Origin of the sequence: Clostridium tanneri (assembly GCF_033659955.1) — a bacterium.
In the GTDB taxonomy this organism is placed as follows: Bacteria; Bacillota; Clostridia; order Clostridiales; family Clostridiaceae; genus Clostridium_AM; species Clostridium_AM tanneri.
Window position 1 is genome coordinate 26,080 of sequence record NZ_JARUJP010000001.1, and the last position, 22,083, is coordinate 48,162.

At 31.1% G+C, this 22,083-nt stretch carries 20 protein-coding genes; 3 read left to right on the forward strand and 17 right to left on the reverse strand.

The window, feature by feature from the left end:
• Positions 1-5: 5 nt before the first annotated feature.
• Together rsxC and P8V03_RS00145 are read right to left on the reverse strand one after the other, a co-directional pair.
• Entirely contained in the window at positions 6-1,328 is a 1,323-nt protein-coding gene (gene rsxC, locus P8V03_RS00140) for an electron transport complex subunit RsxC (RefSeq protein ID WP_318796282.1), read from the reverse strand.
• A 54-nt stretch (positions 1,329-1,382) separates the two neighbouring features.
• Entirely contained in the window at positions 1,383-1,796 is a 414-nt protein-coding gene (locus P8V03_RS00145; RefSeq protein ID WP_261670710.1) for a SoxR reducing system RseC family protein, read from the reverse strand.
• A gap of 1,196 nt (positions 1,797-2,992) precedes the next feature.
• Here P8V03_RS00145 and P8V03_RS00150 point away from each other — a divergent pair.
• Positions 2,993-5,110, forward strand: coding sequence for a sodium-translocating pyrophosphatase (locus P8V03_RS00150; RefSeq protein ID WP_318796631.1), 2,118 nt, complete (start codon positions 2,993-2,995; stop codon positions 5,108-5,110).
• A 99-nt stretch (positions 5,111-5,209) separates the two neighbouring features.
• Here P8V03_RS00150 and P8V03_RS00155 read toward each other — a convergent pair whose 3' ends face one another.
• The gene (locus tag P8V03_RS00155; protein WP_318796283.1) at positions 5,210-6,343 is read right to left on the reverse strand and encodes a D-alanyl-D-alanine carboxypeptidase family protein; all 1,134 of its coding nucleotides are present in this window, start codon (positions 6,341-6,343) and stop codon (positions 5,210-5,212) included.
• 245 nt (positions 6,344-6,588) lie between these two features.
• Here P8V03_RS00155 and P8V03_RS00160 point away from each other — a divergent pair, with 245 nt between their 5' ends.
• Both P8V03_RS00160 and ytfJ read left to right on the forward strand, forming a co-directional pair.
• Positions 6,589-7,125: a DUF2953 domain-containing protein gene (locus P8V03_RS00160; protein WP_318796284.1), complete on the forward strand. Its 537-nt coding sequence runs from the start codon at positions 6,589-6,591 to the stop codon at positions 7,123-7,125.
• Between the two features lie 20 nt (positions 7,126-7,145).
• Positions 7,146-7,631, forward strand: coding sequence for a GerW family sporulation protein (gene ytfJ, locus P8V03_RS00165; protein WP_318796285.1), 486 nt, complete (start codon positions 7,146-7,148; stop codon positions 7,629-7,631).
• Between the two features lie 135 nt (positions 7,632-7,766).
• Here the strand turns inward: ytfJ and scpB are convergent, their stop codons facing one another.
• The 14 genes from scpB to P8V03_RS00235 all read right to left on the reverse strand — a co-directional run bounded on the left by scpB (position 7,767) and on the right by P8V03_RS00235 (position 22,077).
• Positions 7,767-8,363, reverse strand: coding sequence for an SMC-Scp complex subunit ScpB (scpB, locus tag P8V03_RS00170; protein ID WP_318796286.1), 597 nt, complete (start codon positions 8,361-8,363; stop codon positions 7,767-7,769).
• Positions 8,353-9,111: a segregation/condensation protein A gene (locus P8V03_RS00175; protein WP_318796287.1), complete on the reverse strand. Its 759-nt coding sequence runs from the start codon at positions 9,109-9,111 to the stop codon at positions 8,353-8,355. Before P8V03_RS00175 ends, scpB begins: the two co-directional genes overlap by 11 nt.
• 948 nt (positions 9,112-10,059) lie before the next feature.
• Entirely contained in the window at positions 10,060-11,250 is a 1,191-nt protein-coding gene (locus P8V03_RS00180) for a D-alanyl-D-alanine carboxypeptidase family protein (protein ID WP_318796288.1), read from the reverse strand.
• Positions 11,251-11,445: 195 nt separating this feature from the next.
• Entirely contained in the window at positions 11,446-12,618 is a 1,173-nt protein-coding gene (locus tag P8V03_RS00185) for a phosphopentomutase (protein ID WP_318796289.1), read from the reverse strand.
• A 166-nt stretch (positions 12,619-12,784) separates the two neighbouring features.
• Positions 12,785-13,663 carry a site-specific tyrosine recombinase XerD gene (xerD, locus tag P8V03_RS00190; protein WP_261670719.1) on the reverse strand — a complete coding sequence of 293 codons (879 nt, stop codon included), beginning with the start codon at positions 13,661-13,663 and terminating at the stop codon, positions 12,785-12,787.
• A 257-nt stretch (positions 13,664-13,920) separates the two neighbouring features.
• On the reverse strand, positions 13,921-14,571 hold the full coding sequence (gene spoIIM / locus P8V03_RS00195) for a stage II sporulation protein M (protein ID WP_261670720.1): 651 nt from the start codon (positions 14,569-14,571) through the stop codon (positions 13,921-13,923).
• 67 nt (positions 14,572-14,638) lie between these two features.
• Entirely contained in the window at positions 14,639-15,160 is a 522-nt protein-coding gene (locus tag P8V03_RS00200) for an NUDIX hydrolase (protein ID WP_318796290.1), read from the reverse strand.
• A gap of 215 nt (positions 15,161-15,375) precedes the next feature.
• Complete coding sequence (locus tag P8V03_RS00205) at positions 15,376-15,558, reverse strand: hypothetical protein (protein ID WP_261670722.1); 183 nt, start codon at positions 15,556-15,558, stop codon at positions 15,376-15,378.
• A gap of 195 nt (positions 15,559-15,753) precedes the next feature.
• Entirely contained in the window at positions 15,754-16,569 is an 816-nt protein-coding gene (gene spo0A / locus P8V03_RS00210) for a sporulation transcription factor Spo0A (protein WP_261670723.1), read from the reverse strand.
• 235 nt (positions 16,570-16,804) lie between these two features.
• Positions 16,805-18,019 carry a SpoIVB peptidase gene (gene spoIVB / locus P8V03_RS00215; RefSeq protein WP_318796291.1) on the reverse strand — a complete coding sequence of 405 codons (1,215 nt, stop codon included), beginning with the start codon at positions 18,017-18,019 and terminating at the stop codon, positions 16,805-16,807.
• Positions 18,020-18,233: 214 nt separating this feature from the next.
• Entirely contained in the window at positions 18,234-19,940 is a 1,707-nt protein-coding gene (gene recN, locus P8V03_RS00220) for a DNA repair protein RecN (RefSeq protein ID WP_318796292.1), read from the reverse strand.
• A gap of 13 nt (positions 19,941-19,953) precedes the next feature.
• On the reverse strand, positions 19,954-20,406 hold the full coding sequence (locus P8V03_RS00225) for an arginine repressor (protein ID WP_261670726.1): 453 nt from the start codon (positions 20,404-20,406) through the stop codon (positions 19,954-19,956).
• The gene (locus P8V03_RS00230; protein WP_318796293.1) at positions 20,384-21,256 is read right to left on the reverse strand and encodes an NAD(+)/NADH kinase; all 873 of its coding nucleotides are present in this window, start codon (positions 21,254-21,256) and stop codon (positions 20,384-20,386) included. The genes P8V03_RS00225 and P8V03_RS00230 overlap by 23 nt, the downstream gene beginning before the upstream one ends.
• Positions 21,253-22,077: a TlyA family RNA methyltransferase gene (locus P8V03_RS00235; protein WP_318796294.1), complete on the reverse strand. Its 825-nt coding sequence runs from the start codon at positions 22,075-22,077 to the stop codon at positions 21,253-21,255. The genes P8V03_RS00230 and P8V03_RS00235 overlap by 4 nt, the downstream gene beginning before the upstream one ends.
• Positions 22,078-22,083 lie beyond the last annotated feature (6 nt).

Below are 22,083 nucleotides of genomic sequence, written 5' to 3' on the forward strand. Positions count from 1 at the left end.
ACCTCCTACTTTTTAGCAGCCTGTGCTGCTGCGTTTTGAGCCTTACAGTACTTAATGTATTGAACAATGTTTCGCTTAGCTGGACATCCGTAAACACAACTTCCACATTCTACGCAATCTAATAAGTTGAAATCTTCTTTAGCTTCTTGGTAAAGATTACGTTCTCCTAATATACTAAGCATACTTGGATTCAACCCCATAGGACAGGCATCTACGCATCGTCCACATCTTATACATGGTTTTTCCTTTCCAGAGTTAACATCTTCTTTGCTCAAAGCTAAAATTCCTGATACTCCTTTAATTACAGGAAGGTCTAAATTTGATTGTGCAAATCCCATCATTGGCCCACCCATAATAATTTTTTCTGGCGATTTTACAAGCCCTCCACAAAATTCTATAGCTTGGGCAAAAGTAGTACCAATTCTTAGTACAAGATTCTTTGGTTCCTTTAAAGCTCCTCCACTAACTGTTGTAACTCTTTGAATTAGTGGGATTCCTTTTGTTACTGCATCACTTATAGCTATTACTGTACCAACATTTTGAACTACTACTCCTACCTCCATAGGCAGTCCTCCAGATGGAACTTCCCTACCAGTCAATATCTTTATAAGCATTTTTTCAGCACCTTGAGGATATTTAGTAGGAAGAGCAACTACCTTAACACTAGTCCCTTGAAAAGCTTTTTCCATAGTACTAATTGCATCGGGCTTGTTATCTTCAATTCCAACAAAGCCCCTGTCAACTCCAAGAATTTTCATTACTATCAAAACTCCAGTTACTATCCGATCTGTATATTCAAGCATTGCCCTGTGGTCAGAGGTTAAATATGGCTCACATTCTGCTGCATTTAATATGAAGGTATCGATTTTTTTATCTTTTGGCGGAGCAAGTTTTACATGAGTAGGAAAGGTAGCTCCTCCCATACCAACTATACCTGCTTCCCTAATAATACTGCGTAATTCATCTTCATTTAAGCCTTTCCACTCCCGTTCTATTGGTATTCCCTCTACCCATTGATCCATTCCATCGTTTTCAATGACAATAGAAAGACACTTCCCAAACACTGGATGCGGATACTCTGATACATCAGTAACTTTACCGGAAATAGATGCATGTACATTACTTGACACAAAGGCATCATTTTTGGCAATAACCTGTCCCTTTTTAACTTCATCTCCTTTATTAACTATTGGTGTACAGGGTGCTCCAATATGTTGTCTTACCGGAATGATAACTTTGCTTGGCAGAGGAGCTATTTCAATGCTTTTCCCAGCTGTGTAATTTTTACGACCATTTGGGTGCACTCCACCACGAAAACTTCTTACCATTTACAAATCCCCCTCTTGAAATGTTTTATGAAAATAATTTTAAACTTTGTTTTGTTATAGAATTCTAGTAATGACTGGCTTCATTTTCTCATTATTATGAGCTAATTTATCAAAAACCTTTATATATATAAATGCTAAAATAAAGGCTATTATACCTCCTCCGATTTGAAACAACCTTAAGGATCCTCCTGTTTCTTCTGATATCCATCCTCCAAGCAAAACACCTAAAAAAATTGCAATTAGTGGCAGTATATAAACAACAAATGCTGCCTTAAGCATATTCTCCTCTTTTATTTCAAATAAGACCCGTTGTCCAGGTTTAGCTCCAAGAGAATTTTCTACATCTAATACTGCAGCATTATCACCTGGACAAGCACCACAGTTTTTACAATCACCATGTCTACTAGACTTTACCTTTGCTATTTTACCACTAACCTCAATGACTATTCCTTCAGATTCCTTTTTCATGTTTTCTCACATCCTTGATATCTTAATTATTATGTATAAAATATTTATATTCCGTAACTTGCAGTTCAAGTTTGGAAAGTCATTACCTTTAAGTTTGTGTTTTCTAGAAATTGTTCTCTTTGCTCTGTGTTATTAATACGAAATGATCTGTATTAATTTTTTACTATAAGAAATTATTTGCTGTTATAGTATTTTAATTTTTATATTCATTATTTTTTATAAATCTATAGTTCTTAATTTTTGCAAATGTAAAATACCATTCCTTCATTTTATTTGCATAAAGCCTAATTAATGAATATCCTATAAATATTTTCCTTATTAACTGTAATTATACATGTTAAAAATTTAATTACAATACATTCCAAAAAACCATTACTATAAAAATATATATTATAACTTTTTTATTTTATTCAAAAACTTAACAGTTGGTAAAAATGACAGTTTAATACTTTTATTGATTATCTGCCCACTTACCCATGAAAACTTATTTTTTTGAAATTCAAACTATCCATTTTATTCATTTTCAAAAACATCTTTTCTTACTAAATGCTCATTTGTCCATATATTCTGCAAATAACAAAGGAACAAATATGAATTTTAATGAAAATAACATTTCATATTTGTTCCTTTATAATTATTTGTCAAGTTCTAACTTGTTAATAATAAGTCAATTTCTACTTATTTTTGTTAATTATTTGTTAAGTACTATAAAGTTTTTTCTACAATCTGCATTAAGATAAAAATTATGTATATATTTTAACAATAAGTAATGAAATGAATTTTCTCAATTTAAAAATTTCATTTTATTGTTAGTATGTACATAGAAATTTAGTTATAAATATATTCTATATAGTTATTTGTAAATTTGTTATATAAGAATTATGCAAATTCTTGCAATTACAATAGCTATTTTTTTTACTTATTATACTAATCACTGTGCTGTTGTTATAGTATATTTTCTACCTTTTGAACTTTTTTACTAATATGATTTATAATATGTGTTAATTTAAATCAACTTGTTAGTTATTTTTTTGTTTATAGTATATTACATTACCCATTTAGCATATTATTAAAATTTTATGCATATTTATATATAGCACTATTTTATACTTTTAGAGCATAATTTCTGTTTTCTCAAATCCAAAACTATTTTCCTATTAAGAAAGGGGTTGTTGGTCTTGAGTTTTTATCTCACTATTATCTTCTCATCAATTGCTACTGCTTTATTAGTAATTCTGTTTCTCATCAAATTCATATTCTCTCAGGAAAAGGGTTCTAGCCAAATGCAAAACATTTCAAATGCCATCAAGGAAGGTGCTATGGCTTTTATGAAAAGGCAGTATAAAACTATAGTATGCCTTGCCCTAATAACTGCAATATTGATCATAGCTGCCAACTATTTTGGCAATCTTTCAAAGGGATCCGATATAGCTGTTAAATATGCATGGCATATAGGAATTGCCTTTATAACCGGTGCTCTATGCTCTGGAATATCTGGCTATATAGGAATGTATATGGCTGTTAACTCCAACATAAGAGCAGCTGCCGGTGCAAAAAAAGGGCTTAATTCAGCCTTGACTATTGCTCTTAGAGGCGGCGCTGTTACTGGTCTTGCCGTTACCTCTCTATCTCTTCTAGGCGTAACCTTGTTGTTCTTGTTTTTTGGTGGAATATCTAACAACGATGCTGTGGTAAAAGAAGCTCCTTCTTTACTGGTAGGTTTCGGCTTTGGTGCATCCTTTGTAGCCCTTTTTGCTCAACTAGGTGGTGGAATTTACACAAAAGCAGCTGATGTAGGCGCTGACTTAGTTGGAAAGGTGGAAGCTGGAATACCTGAAGATGATCCTAGAAATCCTGCAGTTATAGCCGATCTCGTTGGTGATAATGTAGGCGATTGTGCCGGAAGAGGTGCTGATCTTTTTGAGTCCACTGCTGCAGAAAATATTGCAGCAATGATTTTAGGAGTAGCATTATATCCAATATTCGGTTGGAAAGGAATCCTATTCCCATTAGTTACAGGTGCTCTCGGTATACTTTCTTCGATAGTAGGTATATTTTTTGTGAAAGCTGATGATAAAACAGATAATCCTATGTCTGCATTATATCGAGGTTATTTTGTTACAACTGTATTAAATTTAATATTTTTATTTTTTGTAACTAAATCAATGTTTTCAGGACAATTACCAAAAGGGGAAAATATAAATTATATTAGTTTATATCTATGTGCAGTTGTGGGCATAGCATTAAGTTATGTCTTCGTGGTAGTAACAGACTATTATACCTCCTATAAATATAGGCCGGTAAAGTCTATTGCTGAATCATCTAAAACTGGTGCTGCAACTAATATAATTACTGGTATATCTGTTGGAATGGAATCAACAGCCCTTCCTGTATTATTTGTCTCAGCAGCTATATTTACATCTTTCAAATTAGGTCAAATTGCTCTTCCAGGAGTATCTAACGGAGGTCTTTATGGTATTGCTATAGCTACAATAGGAATGCTTTCTACTTGTGCTTATATATTAGCTATGGATACCTTTGGTCCTATTACTGACAATGCTGGCGGTATAGTAGAAATGTCTGGAGCTCCAGAAGAAATAAGGTTAATAACAGATAAATTAGACGCATGTGGCAATACCACTAAGGCTTTAACTAAGGGATATGCCATTGGTTCTGCAGCACTAGCTACTTTTCTTTTATTCTTCGCCTACCTAGAACAAGTGAAAAAATTATTGGGAAGGCCTTTAGACTCATGGTTTGCTGTTGATATCGGAAAAATAGAAGTATTTATAGGTGCTTTTCTTGGTGCAATGGTAGTATATCTTTTCGCCTCCACTGCTATACGTTCAGTAGGAAAAGCTGCTCAGTATGTTATATTAGAAGTTAGAAGACAACTAAAGGAAATACCTGGTATATTAGAAGGTACTTCTAAACCTGATTATGCAAATTGCGTTGATATTGTTACAAAAGGGGCCCTAAAGGAAATGATTCTTCCTGGAATTATACCTATTGCAGCTCCAATTATAGTAGGCGTATTATTAGGAAAGGAAGCTGCTGCAGGCTTCTTAATGATATGTACCATAGCTGGTGTAGTAGTAGCTCTTTTCTTAAACAACGGCGGTGGTGCTTGGGATAATGCGAAAAAGTATATTGAACTTGGAAATCTAGGCGGCAAGAAATCAGATACACATAAAGGTGCCGTTGTAGGTGATACTGTAGGTGATCCATTTAAAGACACCGCAGGTCCATCACTGCACGTTTTAATTAAGCTTATTAGCACACTTACTCTAGTATTGGTAGCACTATTTAGATAATAAATCACATATAATTGATAGTTGACAGCTTCTACTGACTGCCAACTATCAGTTACTATTATATAAGGAAGCAGAAATAATACAAATGCATATAAGCTTTTATCTCATAAAAAATAACTTAGGAAACCTTCTAACTTTATAATTATTTCCTGCCTCTAGTGAATTACTATATATCTTCTGCCCATCAGCATATATAGATATTGTTCCTACTTTATCTCCTTTATAAATAGATGAAGTTACTTTCTCAGGTTTTATCACCTTAACATTATACTCTACTTCATTTTTAGTAGGTATTGTTATATCATCCGGACACTGAAGTTTTATTGTGCCCTTATCTAGAGCTACTTCCCCAACAGTATCACCTTTTGAAAACATTTTTTTAAATTGATAATTTTTATTTACATATTCATATATTCTCTTTGTTTCCTTCCATCTTGGAGTACAATTTAACACAACAACAATAACATCATTATTTTGAACTTTAGCAGAAGTAACTAAGCACTTTCCAGCCTTTCCTGTAAAACCAGTCTTTACCCCAGTAGCTTCTGGCATTTCCCATAATATTTTATTTATATTGTGGAAACTTCTTGTAAAACCATAAGCTTTACCATCTACATCTCTTGAACTTACAATTTCATTAAATAACTTATTTTCCTGAGCTTTAGCAGTAACTATTGCTAAATCATAAGCAGTTGTATAATGCTCATCTTTATCAAGTCCATGAGGTGTTTGGAAATGGGTATTTATAACTCCTATTTCTCCGGCATATTCATTCATAAGTTTTGCAAATTCTTCTACGCTTCCGCTTATCCCTTCAGCTATAGCAATAGCTGCATCGTTTCCTGATCTTAACATAAGGCCAAATAACAATTCCTTTAAAGATATTTTTTCTCCTTTTTTATATCCCACAATGGAGCCTCGTATGCCAGCAGCCTTCTCAGAAATCTCTATTTTTTTATCTAAATCTCCATATTTTAGGGCTACTAAAGCAGTCATTATTTTAGTTGTACTAGCCATGGGAACCAACTCATAAGAATTTTTTTCATAAAGCACAATTTTAGTTTTACTATCAAGAGCTATAGCACATCTCGCATCTACTACTAAGCCTTTACTTGTATTTTCATTACTAGGCTTATTATATATGTTTAAAGCATTTACCCTATGTGGTATACAGCATACTACTGACAATATAAATAATATAGTTGTACATAACCATTTGCTGCTTTTTTTCATCTGTACTGCCTCCTTCAAAGAATATTATAAAGTCAGTTAAATATAAGAACTGATTTTTAACTTTACTCTTGGCAAATTCTTTCATTAATTTTTAATCACTGTAATTATTTTGGCTAACTTTCTATAATCCTATAATATATTTTTTCTATAAATGATTAAATTACTCTTTAAACTTATTCCATTAAGTTATATAAATTCCTTATATGGTTATAATTATTAATGTATATAAATTGGGAGGATGTATCATGATCTTTATTTTAGTTTTGTGCTTTTTTATTATAATGCTTTTTATTCCAATTCCCATAAAAACTACTATTAACTATACTGATAACCATATAAGATTTTATCTATATAAGATAAATGTAACTGATAAAATGAACTTTATTAAAAGAAAAGCAGAAAAGGATATTGAAAAAAAACCAGACCGGATTCCTAGATTTAAAAGTATTTTCAAAACTACTCTACGTATTATAAAAGATATTAAATATAAACCTTCATTAAAAATAAAGACAGCAATTATTCTAGGACTTGACGATGCTGCCTATACAGCTTTACTCTGTGGGTTAGTTAAATCTTTTTACCCCATTATAACTCAGTATATAAGCTTATTATTTAATGTAAAGAAAAATACTTTGAAGACTATACCGGAATTTAACAAAACTATATTAACCTTACAGATTAATAGTATAATTTTTATCAGTTTAGCTAAAGTTATCTATATAACCTTTATAGTACTTAAAAATCTTCGTAAAAATAAAAAATTAAATTTTTGCAATATATAATTATAAGGAGGAATTTTCTCATGGATAACCATCCTATAGACAATTTATTAAAAAATACTATGGAAAATCTTAAAGATATGATAGATGTTAACACCATAGTTGGCGATGCAGTAGAATCGAAAGATGGATCTTTAATTATTCCTATATCAAAGGTTTCCTTTGGATTTGTTTCTGGTGGAAGTGAATTTAGTACCTGTGATGTAGATAATCCCGATTCAAAATTTCCCTTTGGTGGAGGATCCGGTGCTGGAATAACTGTGAGACCAGTAGCCTTTTTGGTTACAAAAGGCGATTCTGTTCGACTTTTATCTTTAGATCATCAAAATACTTATGATAAAATAGTAGATTCTATCCCTCAAATGATGGATTATGTTAAAGGAATGGTGACAGCTAAGGATAAAAAAGAAAATAAAGATACTGCAGATAATCAAGGTAATAAAGAAAATTCTACTGATTGCGGCTGTAATGAAGAAGGAGATCAAAACATATCAACAGATGCACAATAAAATATCTTATTCTACTTATAGCCATGGGCTTAATACATTCCATTTAAAGAAATTGTTAACTATAAAAGGATGTGTATTATATTGTAAATTATTACACTATAATACACATCCTTTTCAGCTAATAGTTCTTTAAACTTAATCGCTAAACTCCTCTTCCTCATCTAAATTAAATTCTCCTATAAGCTCCTCAATTCCTGGCATTTGACCTATACTTTGCAAGCCAAAATATTTTAAAAATTCATCTGTAGTTCCATATAATATAGGTCTTCCTGGCACTTCCAACCTACCGCTTTCTTTGACTAATCCTTTCTCTACAAGAGTTGCAATTGCTCTCTCGCTTTTTACTCCCCTAATTTCATCTATTTCTACTCTAGTAATAGGCTGTTTATAAGCTATAATTGCTAATGTTTCTAAAGCCGCTTGAGATAGAGATTGTCTTGAATTAGTTCCTAGAAGCTTCTCTATGTAGCTGCTATTCTTAGGATTAGTAACAAGACTATAACTGTCATTTGTATTTATCAACTTAATTCCTCTTCCTTCCGAGTTATAGGAATTTATCATTTCATCTAGCAAATCTTTTGCGAAACTCACACTGCACTCTATAATTGAAGCAATATGATTAATATGAACTGGTTCTCCTGATACAAATAATAGGGATTCTATTATTGAAAAATAAATATTCTTAGAAGAGGTTTCCTCTATTTCAATTTGGTTAATATCTCTATCCTTCAACTTCGCTCATCCTTTCAATATAAATTTCTTTAAAATTTCGTTCTTGAACCACTGTTACAGCCTTTATTTTTATAAGTTCTAACAAGGCAAGAAAGGTCACAACTACTTCTATCTTTGAAGAACACTTATATATAATACTAGAAAATGGAACCTTCTTTTCAAATTGAATACTCTCCCTCAAGTAATTCATCTTATCTTCAATTTTAAATTTTTCAATGGGGATTTCTCTATTAATTATATTACTGGTATTCATCTTGCTTTTGTATTTAGATATAAGACTATTATATAGTTCGTATAAATGCAGCATTGTAACTGCTTTAAGAAACTCACTAGGTTCTACACTTTTTTTCTTGTCTTCTATTATTTCAGGCTTCTTACTAAACATTCGTCCAGTTCCCTGTTCTCTTTCCTTTAAAAACATTGCTGCCGACTTGAACCTTCTATATTGTATAAGCTTGTCTATTAATTCCTTTCTAGGATCTTGTTCCTCTACATCCGCGGCACTTTCATCATTGTTAGTTTTAGGCAGCAATAGCTTGGACTTTATTTCAATCAAAGTTGCTGCAATGACTATAAATTCTGAAGTTATCTCAAGATCTAGTTCTTCCATAGCATGTATATACTCTAAATATTGATTTGTAATTTCATATATTCGTATATCATATATGTCCATCTTATTTTTCTTTATAAGATGAAGAAGTAAATCGAAAGGTCCTTCAAAGTTTTCTATTTTTATATTTAAAGACATTTATGGTACTCTCCTAAAAATTTCGTTTTTAAAATCTAATTCATCTAATAATTATCCATGGTATTAATAATAAAGTCAACTATTAAGTATGATGGTATACAAAAGAAAAGCTTAGAAATTAGACTTGGTGGCCTGTGTATGTAGGCAGATATGTAGTGCTCTGTTAGCCCTCACATCGACAACAGCCTCTAATGCTGGCTCGATTTTTAAAAAGATCAAATTTTTCAATGCATCTCTTCGAGAGCTGAAAAATTTGAATCCTTTTTAAACTCGCCAACATAAGAGGCTGTAGTCTTGTTCGAAGCTAACTGTCACACTACATATCTACCAACACACAGGCTACAAAGTTTTAATTCTTATTCTAAGTTTTCTTATTTTGTTGTAATAATATAAAAATAAGCTTATAATATAGGGCGACAAGCCCTTACGGTATAACACTTACAAAGAGTTCTGATGATATTTTTAACTAATATAAACAGTCAAATTATAATGTCCGTAAGGACTCTTTAGAATTTGATAAAGTATTTAGTTTAGAAAATTTCATAATTACATAAATATCATTCACTCATGCTCCGCATTCTTATCTAGAATTTTTAATAATTAATGTATAACATACCTTATATACATTTCGCTCTGCTAATTACGCTGCCGCATATTTTTATTGGCTGTATTATTCACATAACAAAAATTTTGAAAGTACTAAAAACAGGTGTGTAGGTAGAGGTGTACTGCGTAGAAAGCTTCGAATGAGGCTTAGAAGGTCTTATGCTGGTGATTTTGAAAATGTTAACGGAAACTCAGCTTTCGAAGAAAGCATTGAGTTGTAGTTCATTTTCAAAGATGAGCCAGCATTAGACCTTCTTGCCGAAATGAGGGCTTTCAAGCAGTATACCTCAACTTAACACACCGATGTTTAGTGCTTCAAACTTTTGTTACGCAATAAGATGCTTATACTCCTCTATCAAGGATTTTTACAAAATTGCCTTTAAGATTGCCAAAGATACCTGGTTTTTTAACATCTCTATCGCTGTATAGCTTAACTTTACCAACTAGTTCTCCGTTTACATATACTTCACAGTATCCAACGGTTTCGTTAGCTTTGTATTCCTTTTTATTTTTATCTATAATTGACTTCTTACTTATCTTGACATCCTGACCTTTTTCCATTACTACATTTAAATCTTCCTGTGCCTTAGCTATAAAGAATCTATCTCCTTGTTTATTTAAAGCTATTTTTTCTACTTCCGCTCCCTTGGTAAATACCTTCTTAGCTTCAAACTTTGAGAACCCATAATTCATTAACATACTTGCATCTTTATTTCTTACTTTATAACTAGGTGAACCCATTATTACTGCAAGCATTCTGACTCCATCTCTTGTTGCAGTTGCAGATATACAGTATTTTGCTTCATCAGTAAATCCTGTCTTTAAACCATCACAGCCCTTAAAAAATCTTACTAATTTATTATGATTTACTAATCCAATGGGACTTTTTCTTCCTTCAGATATAGTTTCCATATATGTTCCCGTATATTTTAATATCGCAGGATGTTTTAACAATTCCCTTGACATTAATGCTATGTCATAAGCTGTGGTTAAATGACCTGGTTCACTTAATCCAGTGCAGTTCTTAAAGGTTGTGTCTTTCATTCCAAGTTTTGCTGCTCTTTCATTCATTAATTTTACAAAAGCTTCTTGACTTCCAGATAAATACTCAGCCATAGCCACTGCTGCATCATTTCCTGAAGCTATTCCTATACCTTTAATTAATTCTTCTACAGTCCTTACTTCTCCTGTGTCTAGAAGCATAGAGCTACCACCCATTTTTTTTGCATTTTCACTAACAGTAACCTTGTCACTCATTTTTATTTTACCAGAATCAACTGCTTCCATAGTTAATAACATAGTCATAATTTTGGTTACAGATGCTGGGGGTAGTTTTTCATGTGAGCCCTTATCAACTATTATTTTTCCACTAACAGGCTCCATAAGTAATGCAGACCTGGCATCAACAGTTAAATTATCTTCCTGAACCTTAGTTTCCTGAGTGGGTGCTCCTTTAACTGGTCTTACAAAAACCCCCATAACAAAAATTAAAGTTAATAACAAGCTTATTAGAGCTTTGCTTTCCTTTTTCATTTATTCTTCCTCCTTCCTTCGATTGTATTTTCTCCCGAATTCAATAATATTATGAAAAAATATTTAAAAGGGCAAAAGCCCTTTTAAACATTTACACTAATTTTGAAAGATAGTCTTTTATAGGGATGCCTGCTATACTATAGCTTTTCCCAGTATTTTCTCAATTAGCTTACTAATTTGGTTATTTATAAAGTTCTACTTAATTATTTCCTTTGCAAAACTCTCACCGTATAACTCATTTTTAATTTCTAATAAATCTAATACAGTTTTTCCAATGTCAGAAAAAGACTTTCTTATACCTATATTTGCACCACTTTTTACCTGCATTCCATAGATAAGCACTGGAACATATTCTCTTGAGTGATCTGTACTTTCTGTAGTAGGATCGCAGCCATGATCTGCAGTTAAAATTAAAATATCTTCCTCCCTCATACTAGAAATAATTTCAGGAACTCTGTTATCAAAATCTATTAATGCTTTAGCATACCCCTTAAAATCATTTCTATGTCCATAAAGCATATCAAAATCAACTAAATTAGTAAATATGATGCCTTTAGCAGTTCCCTTCATATACTCTATGGTTTTGTCTACACCATCCATGTTACCCTTTATATGAACAGCATCTGTTATTCCCCTTTTATTATATATATCTTCTATCTTTCCTACCGCCATTACATCAAGACCCTTTTCTTTTATATAATCTAGCATAGTTTTATCAAAAGGGTCTAGAGCAAAGTCTCTTCTATTTGCTGTTCTTGTAAAATCACCATCTTTACCAACAAATGGCCTTGCAATTATTCTTCCTACTGCCTTTTCTCCTACGAACATTTCTCTAGCTATTTTACACATTTTGTATAATTCATCTAGGGAAATGACTTCTTCATGAGCAGCTATTTGAAATACGCTATCCGCAGAAGTATAAACTATAGGAAAGCCTGTTCTTACGTGTTCTTCCCCTAACTCTTTTATAATTTCTGTTCCCGATGCTACTTTGTTTCCAATAATTTTTCTTCCAATCTTTTCTTCAAATTCTTGTATAATTTCCTTAGGAAATCCATTTGGATAGGTGTTAAGAGGTTCTTTAAGAACTACTCCTGCAATTTCCCAGTGACCTGTTACTGTGTCCTTACCTCGAGAGAGCTCAGCGCATTTACCAAAAGAACCGGTAGGACTATCAACTTTATTTACACCTTTTATGCCTGTTATATGTCCTAGCCCTATTTTCTCCATATTAGGAAGGCTGATACCACCAACAGCTTTGGAGATATTACCCAATGTGTCGCTTCCTATATCTCCATAATCTCCTGCATCAACCATTTCTCCTATACCCACACTATCAAGAACAATTAATATTACTCTTCTAGTCATATCTATCTTCCTTTCCTATATTATTAAGATATTTTTATTGTTAGTATTAGCCTATACTTCAATCTTTATTTCATAATTGCCATAGTACTAAAATAAGGCTCAGCTAGGCTGAACCCTTTGTTAACATTACATATTTGAAAAAATCTATTCAACTGTTTCTATTTAATTAAGCCCTAGGATGGGTATTTTTATATACCTCTGCTATCTTGTTTTTTCTAGAAATAGTCGAGTATATTTGTGTTGCTGATAAATCCTTATGACCTAAAAGCTCCTGAACAGATTTTATATCTGCTCCGTTTTGAAGAAGATGAACAGCGAAGGAATGTCTAAGGGTAAATGAATTTATAGTCTTATCTATTCCCGCTTCTTCAGCATAATATTTAATTATTTTCCAAAAACCCTGTCTTGTCATTTGCACACCTTTTAAATTTAAAAACAGTAAGTCTAAATTATAAATATTTAACTCAGTCCTTATTCTTAAATATTCTTGAAGGCAATTTACTGCAAAAGAACCTATAGGTATTATTCTCTCTTGTCTTTTACCATCCTTACATTTAATATAACATAATTTTAAGTTTATATCATAAGTAGTTAAATTTAAAAGCTCTGATACCTTCATTCCTGTAGCATACATTACTTCAAGCATAGCCTTATCCCTTATTCCTTTATTTACGCTAAGGTCTGGAAATGAAAGTAACTTGTCTACTTCTTCTATACTTAATATCTTAGGTATATTATGCTTAATTTTAGGTATTTCATAATCCATTACTGGATTTTCACTTATGATTCCCTTTTTCATTAGATACTTATAAAAATTTCTTAAGGAAACAATATTTCTTACTATAGAAGAAACTGCCTTTCTTTCTTTTTGTAAATACTGTATATATGCCATTATAGTTACCGTTTCAATTTCCCTTATGTCTTCTTCTCTATTCTTTACAAAATCAATAAATCTACTTACATCTCTTACATAGGCATCTAAAGTATTTTTGCTAAACTGTTTTTTCTCTAAATCTTCTATGTATTTTAACAAAAGATTATTCATAGTATTCTCCTACTCTTTGAAGCTTTTATTTTAATATCTTAAAAAATCTTTAAAAACAGTAACATAGTTGTTGATCAAATCTATATTTTTATTAACAATATTATGAACAAGTATGCTGTTATCATAAATGTTAGGTTTACATATATAATAATATAAAATAAAATCTAAAAACTTAGGTAAAAAGAAACCAAAAAAGATTAAAATTAAAAAGCATTTCAGAAATATTATTATAAAATCTGTAATGTTGCTTTTTATAGTCATAGTATAACACTTCCTATACTTGCTATAATAAATTTAATCATGTTAGGGGTAATATATGTCTCCATAAAGAAACCTAAAAACATAACAATACTTACTAGTACAAAGGAAAGAGAATAAGATGTAACTTTAACCCAAATACTAGAAGTCCACTGTCTATTATTCCTATCTTTAAATATCATCAACGAAAACTCCATTGCAAGTACAGAAGTGAATATTATACAGGGCACATATATAATATTTTGAGGTAACACCCCTAATAAGGAAAACCACATACCTTTTATACCCATGCCACTTATTACAAAACTCATCGTAAAGCCTATAGTAAACCCTTTTATAATATCAATAATTAGTATAACAGGTATCCCAATCATTGTTAGTCCCAGAAACCATACAGCTGCCAAAATAGGTATATTACTTTTTACTGTTTCTATAAATACACTCTGATAATTTACTCCCTGTGAATTAATAGTAGTACTAAAGTTGTTTAGGTAGCTCAAAAGATCATTTTTTTCAAAGCCTCCCATATACCTGACACTATATATACCCAGTACTATTCCTGTACATACACATAGGAGACTTACAACGTAAAGCCAAAAATTATTTTGCACATGTTTATTTACAACACCTAATATTTTGTTTTCTGACATTTTTTATCCCCCTTTTGTTTAATCATCTTTTTTATATTTATGACTAACAAGGGAGTTATATGACAAGCTATAAAAACATAAGTGCACTTATTGTTTTAGCATCTGTTATTTCACCGCTCTTTATCATTTCTTTTATCTTATCTATCTTTAATTCCTTTACACTAATAAACTCATCCTCATCTCCTAGGCCATCTTTACCTTTATAGAGATTTTCAGCTTTATATATGTAGATATACTCATCGCAAAAACCTGGACTTGTAACTACTTTCCCTAAGTATTTGAAGTCTTTAGCCTTATATCCTGTTTCTTCTTCAAGTTCTCTTATACCGCAAATTTCAATATCTTCACCCTTTTCGATTTTTCCTGCAGGAAGTTCTAAAAGAGTTCCCTCTATTGGTTTTCTAAATTGTTCTACTAGGAGTACTGTATCTTTATCCTTAAAAGCAATTATTGCTACACCACCACTGTGATTTACAATTTCCCTCTTTGATATTTTTCCATTTGGAAGCTCTACTGTATGGACATTTACATCTATTATTTTACCTTTATATATATTTTTACTTTCTATAGTGTTTTCAAAAAAATCCACTTTTACACCTCCCACATGATATAGTCCTATAACTAAATCTTAATTTATATTAATTCTATACTTTCAAAGTATAATTGTCAATTAAAGGAACATTAATATAACTCTGTTTTAAACTAAACCCAACTATAATACCCTTAGGCTTTTTACCTAAGGGTATGCTAAAAATTCATCCTATAACACCTAATTTCTCATGAATATAACAATTGATATTTCTATCAATGCTTTAGATCTCTTTGATCATTTATTTTTTCTATCAACTTTTTATAATATCTTATAATTTCCCTTAATTCCTCTTCTTTATCAGCATCGTCTACAATTTTATCTCTAAGTTCATTAATTCTGCTTACAATTAAATTTTCTATATTTTTAATTTCCTCCATATCTAATTCTACTTTCATTTTATCACCTTCCTTGTTAAATACTATGTGAATATAAATAATTTTAGAATTTTATATTTTAAAAATTTAAACTCATAATAATACTACTATTATTAATCTAATACCTTTTACTAATACAACTATATGATAGTATGTAACAAAAAATCTTCTTATTATGTTTTTACCTTTTCACATCAATAAGAAGATTTTTTTATGTTAACTAACTTTATTTTTTAATCTTAATTTATCTGCAACCATAGCAATAAACTCTGAGTTTGTTGGCTTGCCTTTGTCGTTATGTATTGTATATCCAAATATCTTATTTATTGTTTCCACTTGACCTCTTGACCATGCTACTTCAATTGCATGTCTTATAGCTCTTTCTACCCTACTTGCTGTAGTGTTGTACTTTTTAGCTATATTAGGATATAACTCCTTTGTAACTGCTGATAAAAGTTCCATATTATTCACTACCATAGTTATTGCTTCTCTTAGGTACATATATCCTTTAATATGGGCTGGCACTCCTATTTCATGTATAATATTGGTTATTTCCTGTTCTAAGTTAGTAGGTTCATTCTTAGCAAATTTTATTTCTGTAGTATCTATTATTGAAATACTCTTTTTTGCTTCTCCTCCACTACTTATAGTATTATTAAACATCTCTCTAATTCTTTTAGTAAATACATCCATGTCAAAAGGTTTAACTACATAATAATCTGCCCCAAGTGTAATAGCTCTTTGTGTAATTTTGTCTTGTCCAACAGCTGAAAGCACTATTATTCTCGGAATAGGATTTATATCCATACTATTCAATCTTTCTAAAACACCAAGTCCGTCTAGGTGAGGCATAATAATATCTAATACCACTAAATCCGGCTTCTTTTCTTCGATAAGTTTTAGAGCTTCTACTCCATCTTTAGCTATTCCTGTAACAACAATATCTCGCTGATTTAAAAGATAATCATTGAGAATATTACAAAACTCTTTGTTATCATCTGCAATAATTACACTTATTTTTGATTCTTCCATATTTATTACTCCCCTTTATTTTATTAATTCCCATATCTTTACAATAATACATTCGACAAAAGAATTTCAAATCCTTTTTTCAAACAAAAATTTTTAATAAAATCTCAAATAGAAGACAGCATATCTTTATGCTATCTTCTATTATACAATGATTTACCTGTATTTTACCATAGTTTTTACTTATATTTTAACTTTTTATAATTTTTTGTTTTTTTATTCTTATTTTTTTGCTATTTTATTTTGCTAAAATATTAGCATCCTTAAGCATCCACTCTATATAAATACCATATCCCACATCCGGTTTGTTAATTAAAACGTGGGTTACAGCTCCTACTATTTTGTTATCCTGTATTATAGGACTTCCACTCATTCCTTGAACAATTCCACCTGTTTTTTCAATAAGCTTTGGATCTGTAACTCTTATCACCATACTCTTTGGACCTGGCGTATCTTGGGACAGTAACTTCTCTATTTGTATATCGTAATATTTTGGCTCTTCACCATCTACAGTTGTTAATATCTTAGCAGGCCCTTCCTTTATTTCATCTCTAAGTGCTACTTTCATGGGCTTATAATGTTTATTTGATAATTTACTATTACTTTTACCAAAAACACCACACTCTGTATTTTTATATATTTTGCCTAAAACTGAGTCTTCATCAATAAATATTCCTTTTAACTCCCCTGGATTTCCTCTTAATCCTTTTTTAACTGATATTATTGAAGACGGTACTATTTCTCCAGAATCAATATTAAGAATAGTTCCTGTATCTACATCAGTAATAGGATGGCCTAGAGCAGCAAACATTCCACTTTTTTCATCATAAAAAGTTAAGGTTCCAACTCCAGCGGTGGAATCTCTTACCCATAATCCTACTTTGTAGTTTTTATCTTCCTCATTCTTAACAGGCTTAACAATTTTTTCTGACTGCTGTCCTTTTCTTTCAACTGTAATTTTCAATTCTTTTCCTTCTGAATTATTAATCTCACTTTGGGTTTGTTCTGCATTTTTGATATTTACCCCATTTATTTTTACTATATTATCACCTATTTGTATTCCAGCTAATGCTGCCGGACTTGTTATTTTTCCTTTATCAGTTTTAATATCTGATAGGGCTACTACCAAAACTCCTTTTGTAGTTAATTTTACTCCTACTGGCTGCCCTCCTGGATATAAAACAATATCATTGCTAACAGCTTTAATTGATACAGATTTTACTGGAAAGACGCCAAGTACGTTAACACTTGCTTTTGTATCTTTTTCTATTATGTTTCTAAATCCCTTATTATTTTTTTCACATACCTTTACTAATGTATCAGACTTTAAATTTTGACCTTCTCGAATAAAAATAGTGGTAGGTATATTTTGAATTTTATAATAGGCAACTAATGTTATTAACAGGATAGGGATAGTTATCCAGCATAGAATGTTTCTGATTTTTTTGCCCATACTTTTACCTCCTGTTCTTATAGCATTTTTATGTTTTTAAGTTGCCCCTTTAGATATTTTATTATGCTATCATAAAGTTTCATTTAAAGTTAATACTTTGTTTTTAGCACCAAAATTTTGTTAAACTTTAATTATTAACATAAATATAGTTTTCTTTTAAATTATAAAAATTATTTATTATAAAACAAAAAAAGACTGCAAATAATTACAGTCTTTAGGAAATATCCTGTTTTAATTGAATTTTTTTTGTATCAGCCATTTTTATAAGTTCTTTAGCATGTTCAAGGGTAAGCTTTGTAACTTGAGAACCTCCAATCATTCTAGCTATCTCATATTCCTTTTCCTCTTCATTCATTTTTCTTACTCTAGTGTAAGTTTTTTCATCCTTTATCTCTTTTGAAACCCAATAATGCATATCAGATATACATGCAATTTGTGGGAGATGTGTAACACAAAATACCTGATGCTTTTTGGATATAGAGTACATTTTCTCTGCTACACATTGTGCAATTCTTCCACTTATTCCAGTATCTATTTCGTCAAATATGACAGAAGGAATCTGATCCTTGTCTACGAAGACAGTTTTTAGTGCCAGCATTATTCTAGATAGTTCTCCACCAGATACAACCTTTTCAAGAGACTTTAATGGTTCACCAGGGTTTGTAGATATTGTAAACTGTACCTTATCCATACCATTAGTGTTAAACTTATCCTCCATATCTACAAGAATTTTAAATACACTTTTTTCTAACCCTACAAAATCCAATTCGTGCTTTATTTTTACTTCTAAGTTTTCTGCTATGCAGCTTCTCTCTTTATGGAGCTCATAACCTATAACCTTTAAATCGTCTTTCAGCCTATTCTGCTCTCTTTTTAGTTCTTCGATAATTTCACTGCTATTTATTAATTCTTCATATTGATTCTTAATATTATCTCTATATTGAAGAATTTCTCGTACATTCTTTCCATATTTCTTTTTAAACCCATTTATTTGATATATTCTACTATTTATATATTCTAACTCATTCTCATCATAGTATATATTTTCTTTTATACTTCTGATCTGTTCTATACTTCCCTCTATATTATAATAAGCATCTTGAAGAGAATTGCATATATCTTTAACCTTTGGAAAACTACTTTCTAATGAAGAAAGTTCCTTAATAACAGTTCCCAAACTGTCATATATAGATTGAGAATTATCAGTACCATTATATAAAGCTGAATAGCACACATTTAGTGTTTTATTTATCCTTTCTGCATTAGAAAGGACTTTATATTTTTCTTCTAACTCTTCCTCTTCATTTGCTTTTAAGTTGGCAGCATTTATTTCATCTATTTGATATTTGAGAAAGTCTATAAGTTTTTCTCTTTCTCCATCTTTACCAGTCAGCTCAAAAATCTTATTCTTTACTGTGTTCAGCTTATTATATATTTCTCTATAATTTTCTAATATGCTTTTAATTCTGTTTTCTCCATAATTATCAATGTAGGAAATATGATTTTCAGGAGCTAATAAGTTCTGATTTTCATGCTGACCATGGATGTCTAATAAAGTGCCACTTATTGTCTTAAGAGCTGATAACAAAATAGATTTTCCGTTAACCTTTGTTATACTCTTACCAGTTTGAAAGGTTTCCCTGCTTATTATAACCAAATCCTCTGCCTCTATATCTAATTCCTTAAGCATTTCATAAGTTTTAGAGTTTTCTAGTGAAAAAATAGCTTCAACAAAAGTTTTATTCTCTCCTGTTCTAATTAAATCTTTATTGAACTTGCTGCCAAGCACATAATTTACAGCATCTATTAATATCGACTTACCAGAGCCAGTTTCACCAGAAAGCACATTAAAGCCATTTTCAAAAGATATAGTTAAATTCTCTATCAACGCAAAGTTTCTTATGTTTAATTGAAGAAGCATGAATAAAAGCCTCCTACTGTGCAATCATTTTTTTCATCTTTTGGCTTATTGTTTGAGCCTTTTCGTTGTCCCTTGCAAGTACAAAAATAGTATTATCTCCTGCTATGGTACCTGCTATTCCTTCAAAATTTAAAGAATCAATAGCCTCTGCTGCTGCAGAAGCGGAACCAGATATAGTTTTTAAAATGACGAACTTGTCAACACTCTCAACAGCAATAACTGTTTGAGAGAAAATGTTTACTAGCTTGTTTGATAAAAAGTTTTCAGTATGCATAATAGTTGCATATTTATATTTACCGCTATCTGACAAAACCTTTATAAGTTTTAATTCTTTTATGTCCCTAGATACAGTTGCTTGAGTAACATTCATACCGCTGCTTCTCAATTCTTCTGCAAGTTCCTCCTGAGTTTCTATATCCTTGGAATTTATTAATTCAAGTATTTTAGCGTGTCTTGTTACTTTCATATATTTCACCTTCACATTCCTTTGCTCTATAGGTAATTTTCTTTCTTAAAGTAGTAAAGTAATCATTACTTTCAAACTTTACTAATTTACATGTATAATTGGATCTACATATATCAATTGTTTTTGTGCTATCAGTTTCTATCCACTCTTGACCATCTACAGATAAAAAAACACTTTCGTTATCTCTTCTAACTCTAACAGATATCTTGCTGTTACCGCCAAGTACTATAGTTCTTGATGCCAGAGATTGTGAGTACATTGGTGTTAAAGCAATTGTATCCAATTCTGGATGTATTATTGGTCCTCCAGCAGCTAAGTTATATGCAGTAGATCCTGTAGACGTACATACAATAATTCCATCTGCATTAAAGGTATTATAATACTTGTCATTAACAAAGACTTCATATTTTTGTATTCTAGAAGAAAGTGCTTTATATAACACTACATCATTTAGTCCACTATAAGTTTTTAATTTTCCATCTTCCTTATAGCTACATTCTAACATTGTTCTCTCTTCAATTACATAATCATTTTCAAAGAGACTTTTAATAGCAGAACCAATATCTAAACCATCAACCTGAGCTAAAAAACCTAAATGACCTATATTTATTCCTAAAATCGGAATACCTATCTTGTAGATATGTTTTAAAGTACTTAAAATAGTTCCATCCCCACCAAGTACAATGATTACGTCTAAACTTTTTTCTTCTAACTCTTCTAATCCATTACCATCCTCATAAACCCTGATATTAATATTGTTATTTTGATTTATAATAGCTTCTTTTATTAAATGCAACATTTCCCTATTAGGGTCTTTTGTTGTATTTACATTAATACCTATATTTCTCATAGTGCCTCCCCATTAAGCTCCTTATGCGCTAAGTTAACTATATCATCAATATATTTATCATCTACTGTTTCCTTATAGTCTCTTTCCTTAGTAAAGTAAATTAGGTATTCCATGTTTCCTTCCGGTCCTTTTATAGGTGAATAGTCTAAATCAATTATTCTTAAACCACTTTCTCTAATAAAATCTACAATTCCGCATATTACCTCTTTGTGAGTAGATTTTTCTCTCACAACACCTTTTTTTCCTACTTTTTCTCTTCCTGCTTCAAATTGAGGTTTAATTAAAGCCATTATTCTTCCCTCTTCATTAAGCAAGTTAATAACAGCAGGAACCACTTTTTTTAAGGATATAAAAGATACATCTATACTTGCAAAATCCGCCGCTTCTCCTATATCCTCTGGTGTTACATATCTTATATTTGTTCTTTCCATACATACTACTCGAGGATCTATTCTAAGCTTCCATGCAAACTGACCATATCCAACATCTATAGAAAAAACCTTTTTGGCACCATTTTGCAACATACAGTCTGTAAATCCTCCTGTAGATGCACCTATATCCATACAAGTTTTATTCTGCAAATCTATATCAAAACTTTTTACAGCTTTTTCAAGCTTTAATCCTCCCCTACTTACGAAGGGCAGTTCCTCACCTCTGAACTCAATATTAGCGCTTTCTTTTACCTTTTCCCCACATTTATCAAATCTTTGCCCATCAATGAATATCTCACCGGCCATAATACTTGCTCGGGCCCTTTCTCGGGAAGTAAATATACCCTTTTTAACTAATAAAATATCCAGTCTTTCTTTTATTTCTGACATAGTAAA

Bases quoted from the DNA above. Each gene is read 5' to 3' on its own strand.
- P8V03_RS00225 (WP_261670726.1), bottom strand. From the start codon at position 20,406: ATGAAAGTAACAAGACACGCTAAAATACTTGAATTAATAAATTCCAAG.
- spo0A (WP_261670723.1), bottom strand. From the start codon at position 16,569: ATGGAAGAATCAAAAATAAGTGTAATTATTGCAGATGATAACAAAGAG.
- P8V03_RS00175 (WP_318796287.1), bottom strand. From the start codon at position 9,111: ATGTCTTTAAATATAAAAATAGAAAACTTTGAAGGACCTTTCGATTTA.
- P8V03_RS00160 (WP_318796284.1), top strand. From the start codon at position 6,589: ATGATCTTTATTTTAGTTTTGTGCTTTTTTATTATAATGCTTTTTATT.
- P8V03_RS00235 (WP_318796294.1), bottom strand. From the start codon at position 22,077: ATGTCAGAAATAAAAGAAAGACTGGATATTTTATTAGTTAAAAAGGGT.
- spoIIM (WP_261670720.1), bottom strand. From the start codon at position 14,571: ATGTCAGAAAACAAAATATTAGGTGTTGTAAATAAACATGTGCAAAAT.
- rsxC (WP_318796282.1), bottom strand. From the start codon at position 1,328: ATGGTAAGAAGTTTTCGTGGTGGAGTGCACCCAAATGGTCGTAAAAAT.
- spoIVB (WP_318796291.1), bottom strand. From the start codon at position 18,019: ATGGGCAAAAAAATCAGAAACATTCTATGCTGGATAACTATCCCTATC.
- P8V03_RS00180 (WP_318796288.1), bottom strand. From the start codon at position 11,250: ATGAAAAAGGAAAGCAAAGCTCTAATAAGCTTGTTATTAACTTTAATT.
- xerD (WP_261670719.1), bottom strand. From the start codon at position 13,663: ATGAATAATCTTTTGTTAAAATACATAGAAGATTTAGAGAAAAAACAG.
- P8V03_RS00145 (WP_261670710.1), bottom strand. From the start codon at position 1,796: ATGAAAAAGGAATCTGAAGGAATAGTCATTGAGGTTAGTGGTAAAATA.
- P8V03_RS00155 (WP_318796283.1), bottom strand. From the start codon at position 6,343: ATGAAAAAAAGCAGCAAATGGTTATGTACAACTATATTATTTATATTG.
- recN (WP_318796292.1), bottom strand. From the start codon at position 19,940: ATGCTTCTTCAATTAAACATAAGAAACTTTGCGTTGATAGAGAATTTA.
- ytfJ (WP_318796285.1), top strand. From the start codon at position 7,146: ATGGATAACCATCCTATAGACAATTTATTAAAAAATACTATGGAAAAT.
- P8V03_RS00205 (WP_261670722.1), bottom strand. From the start codon at position 15,558: ATGAAAGTAGAATTAGATATGGAGGAAATTAAAAATATAGAAAATTTA.
- P8V03_RS00185 (WP_318796289.1), bottom strand. From the start codon at position 12,618: ATGACTAGAAGAGTAATATTAATTGTTCTTGATAGTGTGGGTATAGGA.
- P8V03_RS00230 (WP_318796293.1), bottom strand. From the start codon at position 21,256: ATGAGAAATATAGGTATTAATGTAAATACAACAAAAGACCCTAATAGG.